7 protein-coding genes and 5 pseudogenes are annotated in these 15,064 nt (G+C 59.2%); 8 read left to right on the top strand and 4 right to left on the bottom strand.

Annotated elements, in window-relative coordinates; all coding sequences use genetic code 11:
* Nucleotides 1–43 precede the first annotated feature (43 nt).
* Entirely contained in the window at nt 44–919 is an 876-nt protein-coding gene (locus tag J2Z31_RS27055; protein WP_234939702.1) for a hypothetical protein, read from the bottom strand.
* A 1,251-nt stretch (nt 920–2,170) separates the two neighbouring features.
* On the opposite strand from J2Z31_RS27055, the gene J2Z31_RS27050 reads away from it, so the two are divergent.
* From J2Z31_RS27050 to J2Z31_RS27040, 3 genes are all read left to right on the top strand, one after another.
* Nucleotides 2,171–2,977, top strand: coding sequence for a response regulator transcription factor (locus tag J2Z31_RS27050; RefSeq protein ID WP_209606480.1), 807 nt, complete (start codon nt 2,171–2,173; stop codon nt 2,975–2,977).
* Between the two features lie 841 nt (nt 2,978–3,818).
* A complete protein-coding gene (locus tag J2Z31_RS27045) occupies nt 3,819–4,706 on the top strand; it encodes a MurR/RpiR family transcriptional regulator (protein WP_209606478.1) in 888 nt (295 codons plus the stop codon).
* Nucleotides 4,707–4,957: 251 nt separating this feature from the next.
* Entirely contained in the window at nt 4,958–5,236 is a 279-nt protein-coding gene (locus tag J2Z31_RS27040; RefSeq protein ID WP_234939701.1) for a transposase, read from the top strand.
* 239 nt (nt 5,237–5,475) lie between these two features.
* Here J2Z31_RS27040 and J2Z31_RS27035 read toward each other — a convergent pair whose 3' ends face one another.
* Nucleotides 5,476–6,708: an MFS transporter gene (locus tag J2Z31_RS27035; RefSeq protein WP_209606476.1), complete on the bottom strand. Its 1,233-nt coding sequence runs from the start codon at nt 6,706–6,708 to the stop codon at nt 5,476–5,478.
* A gap of 695 nt (nt 6,709–7,403) precedes the next feature.
* Nucleotides 7,404–7,940 (bottom strand): annotated as a pseudogene (locus tag J2Z31_RS27030) (IS66 family transposase); the annotation flags it as partial.
* A gap of 254 nt (nt 7,941–8,194) precedes the next feature.
* Here J2Z31_RS27030 and J2Z31_RS27025 point away from each other — a divergent pair.
* The 5 genes and pseudogenes from J2Z31_RS27025 (at nt 8,195) to J2Z31_RS27010 (ending at nt 14,794) form a co-directional block, all read left to right on the top strand.
* A pseudogene (locus tag J2Z31_RS27025) lies at nt 8,195–9,550 on the top strand (transposase).
* 351 nt (nt 9,551–9,901) lie between these two features.
* Nucleotides 9,902–11,305: pseudogene (locus J2Z31_RS30095) on the top strand (condensation domain-containing protein); the annotation flags it as partial.
* A gap of 237 nt (nt 11,306–11,542) precedes the next feature.
* A complete protein-coding gene (locus tag J2Z31_RS30090; RefSeq protein ID WP_408022068.1) occupies nt 11,543–12,595 on the top strand; it encodes a KamA family radical SAM protein in 1,053 nt (350 codons plus the stop codon).
* A gap of 376 nt (nt 12,596–12,971) precedes the next feature.
* Complete coding sequence (locus J2Z31_RS27015) at nt 12,972–13,967, top strand: D-alanine--D-alanine ligase family protein (RefSeq protein ID WP_209606471.1); 996 nt, start codon at nt 12,972–12,974, stop codon at nt 13,965–13,967.
* A gap of 67 nt (nt 13,968–14,034) precedes the next feature.
* Nucleotides 14,035–14,794 (top strand): annotated as a pseudogene (locus J2Z31_RS27010) (IS5 family transposase).
* A gap of 26 nt (nt 14,795–14,820) precedes the next feature.
* Here the strand turns inward: J2Z31_RS27010 and J2Z31_RS27005 are convergent.
* Nucleotides 14,821–14,994 (bottom strand): annotated as a pseudogene (locus J2Z31_RS27005) (IS5/IS1182 family transposase); the annotation flags it as partial.
* Nucleotides 14,995–15,064: the final 70 nt, after the last annotated feature.

Below are 15,064 nucleotides of genomic sequence, written 5' to 3'. Positions count from 1 at the left end.
CGGGGGCACGACCCTCACGGGAGCGGCTGCCATGGCCAACCGATTAGTCGCAACTAGTTTCACCGCTCGCTGAACGCAGAACTCGACCGTAAGGCACTTCGCCGGGCGGTGCAGAAATGTAGCAGGATGCGTAGACATAGCCGGTCGTGCGCTCCAAGTGATCCTCTATGCCGAGTTCGGCCATAGCAGTCAGGATCGCCTGCCGTTCCGTCGGTGTGGAGAAGCGGCGCTGGCGTTGTCTAAACCGGTCTACAAGCCTCGTTTCCAACCCAAAACACCGTACGGCCGCGGAGATGTCGTCATAGCTGAAGGGGTGCATTGCAAAGGCGACGACCCACGGGCGTGATGCCGCCGAGGCGTTATACACGCGTACAAAGGTTCGCTCTGTGGCGTAGCCCACGCACCCTGTGCTGATGATGATGTCTGCATCCGCCAGTGCGCAACGCTCCGTGACCGTCAAGTCCCGGGCTTCCAGATTAGTCTCAATACCGGCGTCCAGCAGGCCCTGGTTCCGCGCATAGCGAACCGCTCGGAACGACGGGTCCACGCCGACGAACTGGAGGTCGTCACGAAGCCCTCGATTGCGAAAGAAGTCGCGATGTTCGATTTCGTGTCGGCGCGCGAGCGCTCCGCTCGATCCCAGATAGGCAGCATACAGATCGTCGAGATCGAGATCGGCACGCAGTAAGGCGGCGTTTACGCCATATGAGCAACCGACATCGATGATCTTCAATCTCGTCTTCTTTCGAACGCGTCGATAATCGGCGAAAATCCTTTCGAAGATCGGCTTGGCCCGATCTGGGATGATATAGTCTAAGGCCAAGTGCGCGCGAAAATAGGCGTGCGGCCACTTGCGGTTATATGCTCCCGAGAAGTCGTGCTTCGCCTGCTGAATGCTGCTGCGCACCGCACTCGCCATCACGATTGTCCTCCTCACTACCTCTTGCCTTTGGTGTCGCAAGTGACGATCTTCCGCCCGGAATGCGTTTTGACGCAGACCTGACACGTTTCGTTCCTTCGTTCCATCGATCGCCGTTAAATTCCGGCGGCAGTTGCTGCCGCTTAGCAACGGGGGCTTCAATATTCATGCCAGTTGCCCGTGAAGGCGCCGCAGAATTAATTTTGCATTTCTTTCAAGGACTAAATGGACGTGTAGTAAGAAACCAGGCCGACTCGGCGTGCCGGGGACGCGACTAACCCTACAGTAGGTGTCGGGCGTCCGGCGTTATCCGAAGAACGGGCGGACATGAATCCTTCGCGAGGGACGCGGAAGTCACGCCCCATTCAAACGAGTCCCACGGTTTCAGTTGTTCGACAATGCGGTCATGCGAAAAATAGCAGTACCAGTAGTAAAACTCGGTGCGTCCGCGCGGTCGACCCCCCGTCAACCGAGTCGGCCGTTCAGATACGCCCAGTCTGCATCGAGCGAATGGGCCTTGATGCAATCCACGTACAGCTAGGAACCATGCCGAGTCCAGCGCTGTGGATCCGATGTCATCGTTCCGGTCGATGGATCCCGAGCAGTCTCCGGGTCGCGACGGGTGGGATGGCAGGTCATCGAGGGCTTGAGGACTGGCACCTTTCAGCGAGGCTGATTGGCGATGCCTCACAACCCGTATGCGTTGCGCATATTAAGAGGTTATTGCCGATAGCCAGCCGACCGAAGTCCCACTGTACAGTACATCTACTGGTCAGCTTTGTCACACCCGCGACAAAGCTTGTTGAGCCAATCTCTTATGTTGCATCTAGCTAAATATCTGAAGCGCAATCGCAAAATATTATTTCAACGCGATCAGCCAGTTTGGCGCGGGTTTTGAAGCTCTTCACTGGGACGCGGCGGGACTCCGATCCGGATTCTCAGTGCGGCTAAGACGCGCCGGGAAGAAGCTATCCTCGAGGATGACGAATAAGACAAGGAAAAATGCGACGATGTCGAATGCCGCCGCTGTTCCCACCGCTCCCCGGACGCGACCAAGCAGCTTTGCCACTCTCTCGTCAGGTGTCCAGTGCGGTGCTGCGCGCTCGGGTCGCCCAGTTGCACTGTCTTAGCCTGCGCGACGTGCAAAGGTTTGGCTTCGAGACGCTATGGAGGTTCGCCACGCAGTGTTCAGGCTATTCGGCGGTTGCGGTGGCCGCAGCCGTCAAAGCTATCTGAAATGGCGCGAGCGTGATGGACGCGGCCTCGAGGAAGGAATTTAGTCAGGCCCTGGGGAGACCGTGCCTAGCTAACTCACCGACGCGGTCGAGGGCAATTTGTGTTTTGGAGCAGGTAGCGCTGATGAAGCCACGGATCCTGATCTATTCGCAAGACGTTGAGTTCTATTTAGTCTTCAGCCACATCCTAGCGGTAGACGGCTTCGTGGTTGCGCTGGCCGGCGGCGTGGAGGAGGCGCTTGCATTGGCCGACGAATGGGAGTTGCAGGCCGTAGTGCTGGACTGTCAGCCGGCAAGCGCGGAAGGTTCCACCATCTGCGCCCGGCTTAAGCGGGAATGTCGGAACGGTCCCCTGCTTGTCGTTGCGCTCATCGCGCCCGGGGCCGAAAGCCACCACTTTGATCTCTGGAAGGCCGGCATCGACGAGAGCTTTGTGCGTCCGATGGCGCCAGCCAAACTGCTCGACTACCTGCGAGCGAAGCTGGCGCCGGTGCAGCCGGAATCTAACGGCATCGAAAACGGCAGATCCCTCTGCTGTGGCGACATTGAGATGAGGCTCGATGCCCAGCGGGTTTGCCACAATGGCGATGAGATTCATCTCGGACCGATCGAGTTCAACCTTCTGCGGCATTTTCTTCAAAACCCCGGCAAGGTCTTTAGCCGAGACGAGCTGATCGGCGCTGCCTGGCCGGAGAATATCCATATCGGTGAACGCACCGTTGACGTGCATATTTGCCGTCTCAGAAAGACGCTCAGACCGGCCACGCCCATCATCCGCACCGTCAGGTCGGCCGGCTACGCGCTTGAGACGTCGGACGGCTGAACAGGCGGCGACGCAGCTATTAACGATCTCTTTGTACTGCGGCGAGATAGCGCACGCGGATGAGGCGTCGCTGCGTAGCTCGAACTGGCCCGATGATCAAGACAATCACGGTAGCCGTTCCGGTGCTGCCCGGCGGGTCATAGAAGGCCGGGGACCGATGAGAAACTCTGTCGGCAGCGCCTTGATGAGACACTGCTGTCAGTGGACGGAAATCGGTGAACGCTGGGAGGCCATGCTTCGAAGATGATCCGGATGGAGGCGTTTTTGCCTGCTTCCCTCCAGAACAGGAGGAACGGGGATCAGCATGCCCTTCTCAAAGATGCGAACCTCGTCCGGGCGGTTATCCGCAACCCTTTTAGTGTCCGAAGCCGGTCAAGACTGTCCGAAATCCGACCAAAACGTCGCCTGGGCCGTGCCGTCAGGTACGGATAGATGGTGCAGTGCGGATGGTGCGCCTGGCACACATCTTGCTTTGATGATTTAGTGGGGATGTCAGCGGTGCCCCGAGGAGTTCAGTGATCATGGACCAATTTCATGAAACCCTTGCTGCTTGAGTTCGCAAACGATCTCATCGCCGCTGATATGCACTCCGCTGCATCCGGCAATAGAATCTTGAGGCGCCTGAGACAAAACCGTGCCAGATGCTGGTCACCGACGTTACAACTGTGTGCGATCTCAGTGGAATTGCCTCTCGGCGGCGGTGCAGCGCCTGCCGGCGCGATCCGGCCAGTGCCGGCGAGGGCATCACGTGCTGTCGCGCGTCCCCCGATCAAGACGTCGCGCTTATCATTGTACGTGAAAGAAACGGCCATATTGCCGGTTCTCGATTAGGAATACCGGAATGGATGTTCCCGTCGCAAGTGCCATCAAGAACAGCTACGAGCTGTTGCCGCGACAAATGAAGGTTGTTGCACGTTGGTCGCTCGACCACCCAACGGAGGTCGCACTGCTGTCGATGAGGGAGCAGGCTCGCCGAGCAGGAGTGCCTCCAGCGACGCTAACGCGGTTCGCAAAGCGCCTCGGCTTCGATGGTTTTAACGAATTGAAGGAGATGTTCGCGGACAGCATCAGGGAACGACCGAAGAGCTTCGCGGGGCGGGCAGAAGAATTAACGGCAAGACGAGAGGCCGAGGGAGATGGCGCCCTCATCGGCGATATAATCAAAGCCTTGGGGGGCCATCTAAGCGAGCTCGCGCAGCCCTCCGCAATCAAGGCGCTAGCAGGAGCCGCCGATCTCATGGTGGAATCACGACACATTTTTTGTATCGGCCTGCGCTCAAGTTTTCCTGCAGCCCATCTGATGCACTATGTAGGATCGTTGCTCGGCTCGCCCACGATATTGATTGACGGAATAGGCGGAACGGCCAATGATGCCCTCCGAATTGTCACTCCTCGGGATGCCTTGCTAGCGGTCACTGTTGCCCCGTACAGTCGTTACACAATGCAAGTCGCCGAGTTCGCGGTTTCGCGTGGCGTGAAGCTAATCGGTTTGACGGACAGCGAGTTATCTCCGATTACTAAAATTTCCGAAATTGTGATCCGCGTTCCGACCGAAATGCCTTCGCTAGTTCATACCATGACTCCCGCATTCGCAGCGGTGGAGTGCCTCGTGGGACTGATTGCCGCCAAGCGCGGAAGCCGCGCGCTTGAAGCGCTGGCGGCGAACGAAGCACACCTCACATCCTTCGATACTTATGTCCTGGAGACACGGCGCATGCGCGAGTTGTGATTGACCTGGGTCAGAGCGGCTAATTCAGATCGCTTATTTGCTGGTCGCGAGAAGGCCACATTTCGAGGGTCAGGCTGTCGACGACATTCATATGCGGTCGGCGCAGCTTAAAATCACGGCGGCGGTGTCAGCAGGAGTCAGTTAGGGTCAGAGTGCTGGTGCAGCCGCCCGATGAAGCCCATTTGACCGTAAGCGCGTACGGACCCCCACGTATCATTTGGCGCGCTGATGGGAGATTTTCTGCAAGAAGCATGCGGAGAATCCTAAGCGACGGTGTGAATCAGCCGCGAACATTGGAGGTTTTGACGGCGGCGCCGGTGCGGGCGCGGCGCAAGCCGCGAGACTGGCCGAACGAGGAGAAGGAGCGCCTGATTGCCGAGACATTGTTGCCTGGAGCCAATGTCTCTGCGATCGCGCGCGCTGAGGGATTGTATCCCTCGCAGCTTTACGGGTGGGGGCGCAAGGCACTGTCGTCGGGTTGCGCCCCTGACGGAAACCGCGAAGAAGAAGGTCAAGTTCGCGCGCGTTGAGCCGGTGGCAAGTCCTACCGTGGAAATCGTCATCGGTGATGTCGTGGTGCGCGTCGCCGGCGATATCGAGTCGGATCACTTGGCGAAGATACTGCGGGCGGTCCGCAAGGCATGTGTCGTGCCAGCCGGTCATGTCATGCAGATCGTTCCGATAAGTCTGGATTTTCGCGAAGCATGTCTTCGAGCTTGTCGGACGACGCAGTGCACAAGCTGTCGGTGAGGGCGGACTGAAGAGCGATTTACAGCAACGGAACTTCCGGCCGCCGGTCTGTATCGGGAGGGATAGAGGCGGTTGCTATGGCTGCAACGACAGAGGCACTTCCAGCCAAAACGAATGTGGCTAACAAGGATTGCGTGACTGCTGTCCCCGCAATGGCTGAGCCCAGCGGGAAGCCTGCGATGTTCAGGCTTATCGAAATGGACATTACGCGGCCAAGCTGTTGCGGATCGGTGCGCCGTTGACGCAACGTCAGCAGCGAGACAGTGATTGGACCGGACATCACACCGGCGAGCATCAGGCCGATTGCCAGACCGCAGATACCGAACTCCGCTGCAAGCGGCCATGCTGCAAAGCCTGTGATGAGCATTCCGGCGGCCATGACACGTCTCTCGCGTCCAGTGGTGCGCACATGCCCAGCGACGAGCGCACCCACACCTCCGGCAATACCCGTCGCAGCCCACAAAAGCCCCGTTACTGAACTGCCGACCGCCGTGGCGTAGTGATCAGCCACGAACACCGGAACCGCCACGTAGAGGGCGCCCCACGTGATCTCATACAGTGAATAGGAGAAGGCTAGGCCGCGGAGCGTCGGCTGCCGCGATACCAGCTGAATGCCTTCGATCGCTTGGCGCAGGAAAGATGTCTGTGTGGAAGCCAACCCCGGCAAGCGTTGCACGCGAGACAAGCAGATTGCCGCACCTGCATAGCCTGCGGCGATCATGGCCATCGCAGCTTCCGGCCCAAGCCAAGTTACGACCACGCCCGCCATCGCCGGCCCAACGACATCGACGATAGCATAGATCGCGATGTCAAGCGCATTGGCCTGATCAAGCGTGTTGGGGGGAACCAGGCGCGGCAACAGAGTACGGGTCCCCGCGGCGCCCAAAGGGCCGGACAGCGAGAACAGCATCACCAAGATGAACAGGATCGGCGGGCTGGACCAACCTTCCCAACCAGCGAAACTGATCGCCGCGATGAAAACAGCGCTGGCGATCATGTCGATTCTGACCGCAATTGTCGGTCCTACGCGGTCAAGCAAAACGCCCGCAACAGGGCTTACAGCCAGGCCGGGAACGATCGCTGCGAATGTAAGCCACCCTGCCAGGGCTGGAGACGAAAACTGCGCCAGCACGAACAGGACCAATGTGAGTACGAACATGCGTCCGGCCAAACGGGATAGGGTCGCAGCAAGTATCAGAGGGAATAGGCCAGGAATCTTCAAAAGAACAGGGTATGAGTTCTGCCGTTCCATTGTAACCTTCATGGAGTAGTTAGCTTGTTAAGCATCGAAAGAGCAAGGATGTTGAAAGACTGCCTTGAATGATGGCCTGGTTTGAACTGATGCATGATCAATTGCATCAGGATGACCACGTCTGGCGTGTGCGGCCGATGCCGGACTGGCCCGCTTTCAGATGCGATCCCTCACCCTGGGGCCGAACTGGAGTTCTAGCGGTGGCTCGGCACTTTTAAACGGAAACGTCGGCCGCGTGTACCTACCTAGGAAGGCAGTATCAAACAGACAGCATTATAATATGCTTACACGCGGTATTTCGGCATCCCCGTGAGTAACTTGTCGTATCCGGTTGCGATCCGGCGGAACTGCTTGAGCTTTGCCAGCGTGTGGGCATCTGACCCGAACACGTATTTTGCTGGCCCGGAGTGGACGTAGCCACTTCCGATCGCTACAACGCAACCGAGAAGCTCGCGATCACTCCGGGTATCCAGTATTGGGGCGACCTCGGTTTCGTCAGTTATGCTGATCAGTGCCTCGGTGGTCTGAAGTGGACTATAAGATCCCCAGGGCTTGGCCTCACACGGTTCGGCTCAGTACACCAGTCGCGATCTCGGCCTATGCGGCGTCTCCGCTCCATTGATTTTCCAGTTGCAACGGTCAAGTCTAGAGCTTGCAGATGGTCCTATGAGCACGTCGGGGAGTCCCGGACGAGCTCATTCTGAGGTGCTGATCCGTTGCGCATAGGCCCAGGGCATGAGGGCGTCGAGGTCTTTGGCGAGGTGGCCATTTGCGAGGCTGATGAAGAGATCGCGCAGATAGGCGTATGGTTCAACGCCATTCATCTTGCATGTGCCGATCAAGCTTGCGAAACGAGCCCAATTCCGGCCGCTTGACCTTGGTTGCCCGGCAAAGAGAGCATTGCGGGGGTTCATGGCTGGACTTCTGATCGCGTTTTCGACGACGGTTGGAGTCGATGTCGATGCGGCCGTCGTCCAGGAACAGCCGGAAGCCGGCCGGGCGCTTCAGCATATAGGCCATGGCCTCGCCGAGTCGGACTTGCGCGAGACGCGCGCGGCCTGAGCTGCCAGCCAGGTGAAGAACTCGTCCACCAGCGGGCGGGTCGAGTTCTGGCGGACAGCCCGGCGATGATCGGGATCACAACCTCGGATGCTACCCTCGATCTTGTAGAGGGCAGCGACGCGCAACCACGCCTCGTCGACCATGGGCGAACCCTTCTTCGGCTGGGACTGGCGCGGTACTCCGTCCGGTAAGCCTTATAAAATCCGACGAGTTGCAGGAAAATGAAGATTAGATTGCGTGTTCCGAAGCCGATATGGCCTCCGGAAAAGCGACGCCGCCAGAGCCAGCATAGCGAACCTGAAAATTGGCGAGCAATCTGCGAATGTCGAGCGTCGTCCGAAAATCATCGGGAGTGTTGAAAAAGTCCCGCTTGAAACAGCCTGAAGCACTGGTTCAGTCTTCTTATCGGAAGGAGATTGAGTCGATGATGGGCGAGCAAAGTGTGATGCAGGAGGAGCTGTTCTATGGCTTCAGTCTGGAACAGCATGTGCCGGCGGATCACCTTCTCAGGGCCATCGACCGCTTCGTTGACCTTTCCGGTGTCCGCCAGCACCTCGCGCCGTAGTACAGCCCGATCGGCCGTCCCTCGATTGACCCCGAACTGCTGATCCGCATGCTGATTGTCGGCTACTGCTTCGGCATCCGCTCGGAGCGGCGGCTGTGCGAGGAAGTCCACGTGAACCTGGCCTATCGGTGGTTCTGCCGGCCTGGCCTCGAGGGCGATGTGCCGGACCATTCCACCTTCTCAAAGACGCGTCATGGCCGCTTCCGCGATGCCGATCTCTTGCGCGAACTGTTTGAGAGCCTCGTGCGGCGCTGCATGAGAGAAGGCCTCGTCGGCGGCGAGGGCTTTGCCGTCGATGCCAGCATGATCGTGGCGGACGCCCATCGTCAGCGTGGGATCGAGACAGCCGAGGACCTCGACCCCAAAGCCAAGCGGGCTGTGGGAGAGTATCTCGCCACCCTGGATGATGCCGCCTTCGGAGCCGCCACGCCGGTGGAGCCCAAGTTTATCTCGCCGGTCGACCCAGCGGCACGCTGGACCGCCTCTTGGGGTGGCCCGGCTGTCTACGCCTATTGCACCAACTACCTCATCGATGTAGAGCACGCCATCATCGTGGACGTGGAGCCCTCAACTGCCGTACGTCAGGCCGAGGTGACGGCCGCTAGACCATGATCGAGCGCACTCACGACGAACTCGGCCTGTGGTCGGAACGGCTGATTGCCGACACCGGCTACGGCTCGGCCGAGATGCTGAACTGGCTGGTGCATGAGCGCGGGATCGAGCCGCATATCCCGGTGTTCGATAACTCCAAGCGCAAGGACTGCACCTTCTCGCGTGAGGACTTCGCCTACGACCATGCAAGCGATAGCTACCGCTGCCCAGGTGGTAAGCTTCTTCAGCATTACCGTCGGCGATTCTCGACACCGCGGACCGGTGTGGAAAAGGACAACACGCTACGTTATCTGGCAAGCAAGCATGATTGTGACGCCTGCGTACTTAAGCCCCGCTGTTGTCCGAAGACGCCGGCGCGCAAGGTAACGCGCTCAATCTATGGCTCGCGACATCGCCAAAACCGACGCATACCAAACGTCACGCTATCGCCGAAAGAAGCTGGAGATGCTCTTCGCGCACCTCAAACGCATTCTGAAGCTCGATAGATTGCGACTACGCGACCCCTGCGGTGGCCGCGATGAGTTCCACCTCGCCGCCATCGCCCGGAACTTGAGGAAATTGGCCAGGATCTGCGTTCCGCGGACGGTGATCCCGGCCAGTTAGGGCGAGGAGGTCACGTCGACCTCAATTGCGACGCCCTGAGCGAGCTACCCTTTCCGGATACAAGCCTGACTTCTTCAACACTATCCATCGTTGAGCAGACGTTCGAGTTTGGCACGAGAGGCGACCCCGTCATTCGACGCCCCGCTGCGTGTTTATCTGTGTCAGGTTGAAGACGTCGTTGGTTCGCATCCTGACACACTGAGGCACAAGTGGTCCGCCGGCGCGGTGCGAAACACATGGTTTTGCCCTCTTGCTCACACAGCCTCTTCGTTGGCACGCCGCTTGCGTGGACACGGTGAAATATCCGTTACCACCATTACGGTCTCGCAGTCTCCGGCCAAGGAGCTCCAGATGAAACCTACTCAAACGATCCAGACCAATGCGATAGACACTGCACTGTTGAGTGTGGTCCCGCCAATCGAGGCTTTGCCGCGTCCGTCGCGGGTGCCGCTGTCATTCGCCCAGCAGCGACTTTGGTCCCTTTCGCGAGTGACAGGAGGCAGCGAGGCCTGCCACATCCAGATGGGGCTTCGGCTTCGCGGCAAGCTGGACGACGCGGCCCTGCAGTCAGCTTTGGACGGGCTGGTCGCGCGTCATGAGGTGCTGCGGACCACCTTCAGAGTGGAGGACGGCCAGGCATTCCAGCGAATCGGTTCGGCAGACGTCGGCCTGCCGCTGAAACGAGACGATCTAACGGCGGCAGAGGATATGGAGTCGTCGCTGGCTCTTTTGCGCCATAGCACGTCAGCGGCGTTCGACCTGGAAGCTGGGCCGCTGATCCGCGGGCGGTTGGTGCGCCTGGCGACGGACGATCATGTGCTGCTGATCACCATGCACCAAATGGTCTCGGACGACTGGTCGCGGAGGATCCTGACACGCGAGCTCAGCGAGTTCTACGCCGCGGCCCGGGAGGGCGGTTTGGATCGGCTGACGCCGTTGCCGGTGCAGTATGCGGACTACGCGCTTTGGCAGCGTCATTGGCTGGCGGGCGAGGTACTGTATCGTCAGTCGGAATACTGGCTCCGGATACTGGCGAGCGTACCAGCAGTGCTGGAGTTGCCGACGGACCGGCCGCGGCCCGCGCAGCGGGACTACAGCGGCAGCTACGTCGACCTCGTGGTACACGAGCCTCTGACCACTCAACTCAAGGCGCTGAGCCTACGGCATGGAATGACGCTGTTCGTGATTCTGCTCGCGGGCTGGGCCCTCGTGCTGGGGCGATTGTCGGGTCACGACGAGTTGGTGATCGGCACGCCGGGCGCCAACCGCACTCGCTCGGAGATCGAGGGGCTGATTGGCTGCTTCGTCAACATCCTGGCAATGCGGATCGATCTCTCGGGCAATCCAACGCTGCAGACATTGCTGGAGCGGGCGAATGTCGCCGCGCTTCGGGCGCAGGCGAATCCGGAGCTGCCATTTGAAGAGGTGATGGAACGCGCCAATCCGCGGCGCAAGCTGGGTCACATCCCAACCCTCCAGGTTATACTTGGTTGGCAGGACAGTGCTGGGGCTGCGGCGGAGCTGCCTGGATTGGAAGTCGAGTACCTTGGCGGGGGTGACGATCGTGTCGCGCAACATGATCTTGCGCTTCAGGTTGCTATGGTCGGTGAGGAGATCCGCGGGAGGCTGATCTACGCGACCTCGCTGTTTGAGCGGAGCACGGTCGAGCGTTTAACGAGCTATTTGCATCAGGTGCTAACCCAGATGGTGGCCGACCCCGGGCAGCGTGTCTGGTCGGCGCCGCTTCTTTGGGCGGAAGAACGTCACTGTCTGCTGGTGGAGCCGAACCCGACAAAAGCGGCCCTTCCGCAGGACGGCTGCATTCACGAGCTGTCTGAGACGCAGCCGGAGCCAAACCCGGCGGCGATCGCGTACGAGGACCAAAGCCTGAGCGATCATGGGCTGAACGCGCGGGCGACCTCGGCGACGCCTCGCGTTTGCCCACCTCAAGCACCGCCCACGATCGCGGATCCGCGTTCACACACTGCGCTAATGAATTTTATTGAGGGAACGCGCGTCGTTCCGGAGAGTGAGCTGCAAGCCAACAACATCACGCGCTATCATGTCACTCCCTTCTATCGTGAACAGATCACCAACAGTGGTTACTATGAGCAGCTCAAGTATATTATAGAGCCCTCAGTCGAGGAGTTCGAGAGTCCCGGCAATTTGGATACGAGCGGCGAGCACGATAATACGGTCGTGCCGGGACTTCAGCACAAGTACGCCCAGACCGGGTTGTTGCTGGTGACGGACCGTTGCGCTTCATACTGCCGTTACTGCTTTCGCAAACGCCTTGTCGGCAAGGACTCCGATGAAATCGCACCTGATTTTGCCCAGGTTGCGCAATACATTGCCGGCCATCCCGAAATGACGAACGTGCTCCTATCGGGAGGCGACCCGTTCGTGCTCAGCACTGGCAGGCTCGACAAGATCCTCGATCATCTGCTGCCGATCACACATTTAAGTTCGATTCGATTCGGCACGAAAATGGCCGCCTACGAGCCCAAGAGATTCGACGATCCCACTCTAGCAGCTCTGTTCCAGCGGATCCATGAAGCAGGTAAGGTCCCAGTAATCGTTACACATTTCGACCACATCGGGGAAATTTCGATCGATGCAGAGCATCGCATTCGATCTTTGCGGGCACAAGGTGTGCAGTTCCTTAATCAGTCTGTACTTCTTTCGAAAGTCAACGACGATCCTCAGATCTTAGCTGCGACATTCGCAAAGTGTCACCAAATAGGTGTTCGCCCCTATTATCTCTTCCAAGGCAGGCCTGTGAGAGGCGCATCGCACTTTCAGGTTTCACTGCGGCGGGGTCTAGAGATCGCGCACGGCGTCAACCAGAGGTTAAGCGGTATCCAAAAGACCTTCAAATACATCATGTCACATTACACGGGAAAGATCGAAATCCTCGACCTTGGAGCCGATGGCCGGATCTATATGCGGTATCATCAAAGCAAGGCTCCAGAGAAGATCGGAAAGATATTCTCCCGGCCGCACCTCGAGGGCGCATGCTGGTTGGACGATTTGCCCCAAGGATGAGGTGGAGGCAATGCTGATTATCGACCCACAGCGAGGGGAGCGCATGCGAGCGGCGGCGCGAGCAGCGCGCCTGCACGATTTCATAGTCTCCCGAGCTGCTGGACCACAGGCGCAGGAATCCGGCGGTCTTAGTCGGGAACTTGTGGAATACTGCCTGAATTCGTCAGAAACCATTTGCTGGCGCCTTCGGGACGGTGTTGGCGCCTCTGGTCTCGTACTTTTGACGAGCTTGCCATGCGCGTGGGACCTCTTCCTGCGTTTTCCGGAACGGTGCTGCGGCCGTGTCGCTTGGCGTGGGTCCAACTAGCCCGTTCCCATCGTGCAACCGAAGCCGAGCAAATGAACTGACGGCGGACAAACATCGAAGGAGTAGCTTATGCGAGTCGCTATCGTGTGGAACCGTGATGTTACGGGGGTGATCAATCGGTTCGGTCCGTCTCGTCCGGAGGAACTCCCCCAAGACGTGGCAGAATGTGTGGTGACGGCGCTGCAAGGAAGCAGCCATGAGACGCTGCTGTGTGAGGGCGATAAAGGACTACTAACCACGCTCGAGCGGTTCATGCCACCCGATCCACGAGGCCAGCCTTCGGGAATCGTCTTCAACTTGGCGGACGGAATCCAGGGCGAGTACCGTTACACCCACGTTCCGGCTATGCTCGAAATGGCCGGTGTGCCGTACACCGGACCGGGCCCTCTGGGGCACGGGCTGTCGAACGACAAGGTCATCGCCAAAACGCTCTTCCGCGATAAGGGCGTGCCGACTCCGAACTTTCGCGTGATGCGGTGCGGCACCGAGAGCACGGGCGACCTGAGATTCCCAGTGGTAGTAAAGCCGCGCGCTGAAGAGGCTAGTATCGGAATGAAGCTCGTACATGAACCTGCTCAGTTGAGGCAGGCCGTGGAAGGAATCGTCAGGCAGTATTCGCAGGACGCGCTCGTGGAAGAATACATAGAAGGGCGGGAAATCTGTGTGGCGCTGCTTGGAAACGAAGAGCTCGAGGTGTTGCCTCTGGTGGAGCAAGACTTCGGTGGCCGCGCAAGGCGTCTTATGACTTGGGAAGCGAAATATGTGGCGGCCGAGGCGGTGCCGAAGATTTGCCCGGCGCAAATCGGGAGCGGGCTTGAGCTCCTGCTGCGGGATATTTCGATTGCGGCCTTCCGCGCTTGCCAGTGCCGTGATTATGCGCGAGTTGACCTCCGGATCGATCGCTCCGGCCAGCCCTACGTCCTGGAGATCAACCCTATCCCGGCGCTGGGTGTGCGCGCCTCTTTTGTCCGAGCCGCGACGACCGCCGGATATACCTTCTCGAGTTTGGTCAATCGCATCCTCGATATCGCCCACACGCGGTATTTCGGCGTCGGCATCCCCTAGGTCGTGTGGACTCTTGGGATTCCCAAGGCTGAGCAAATCAGATTCAAGGCTGCTTTTGGAGGCAGTCATGGGTGTTCTGGATCGTTTGATTCTCAGCGACGATCAGTGGGAGCGGATAGCACCGCAGGTTATTGGCGACGAGCGGACGCGCGGTTCGTCTGGCCGCGACAACCGCATGTTCGTCGAAGCGGTGCTGTGGATCGTGCGGACCGGTTCGCCTGGCGCGATCTGCCGGAGGTGTTCGGCGAGTGGAATAGCGTATTCCGTCGCTTCAGCCGCTGGAGCCAGAAGGGCATCTGGTGGCGCATCTTCGCGACGATGTCGGACGACCCCGACTTCGAATACCTGATCGTCGATTCCACCATCGTCCGCGCCCATCAGCACGCCGCCGGCGCAAAAAAGGGGCTGAAGATCAGGCCCTTGGCCGCTCACGCGGCGGCTTAAGCACCAAGATCCACATGGCCGTGCGCGGTCTCGGCTGCCCGGTCCGCTTCACGCTCACTGCAGGCCAGAAGGGCGATGCACCGCAAGCCGACGCTCTGATCGAGGGCCTGCCCGCCGACATCGTCATGGCCGACGCTGCCTATGACAGCGATCGCCTGCGCCTCGCCATCGCCGACAAGGGCGCCGTGGCAGTGATCCCCAACAACCCCTCGAGGGCGCGAAAATACCCGCTGGATAAGCACCTCTACGCCCAGCGGCATCTGATCGAATGCTGCTTCTCCAAGCTCAAGCAGTTCCGGCGCGTCGCCACCCGCTTCGAGAAAACCGCCAGAAACTATCTCGCCGTCGTCACCATCGCAGCTATCGTGCTATGGATCAGATAATTGTCCACACGACCTAGAGCGTCGAGTTATAAACTTTGACGCAACATTCTAGCGGCGGCGACCAACTTTACGGCGGCAAATAGTTTCCGGGTGTTGGTCGTATCTGGTTGCGATGCCCGGAACCGTTCGATCCTGTTGAGGAATCGCTCCACGAGGTTCCGCTGTGGATAGACCCAGCGCGAGGAAACGAGCGAGCGCTTCCAAAGGCCTTCAGCGAGCATGCCTCCAACGTATAGCCGGTGCCTGGGCGCGCCCAGTTCGAGCGGATGA

This window comes from Sinorhizobium kostiense (assembly GCF_017874595.1).
GTDB lineage: Bacteria > Pseudomonadota > Alphaproteobacteria > Rhizobiales > Rhizobiaceae > Sinorhizobium > Sinorhizobium kostiense.
The sequence above is the reverse complement of the archived record's forward strand: the minus strand, read 5'-3'. Positions and strand labels throughout refer to the sequence as shown.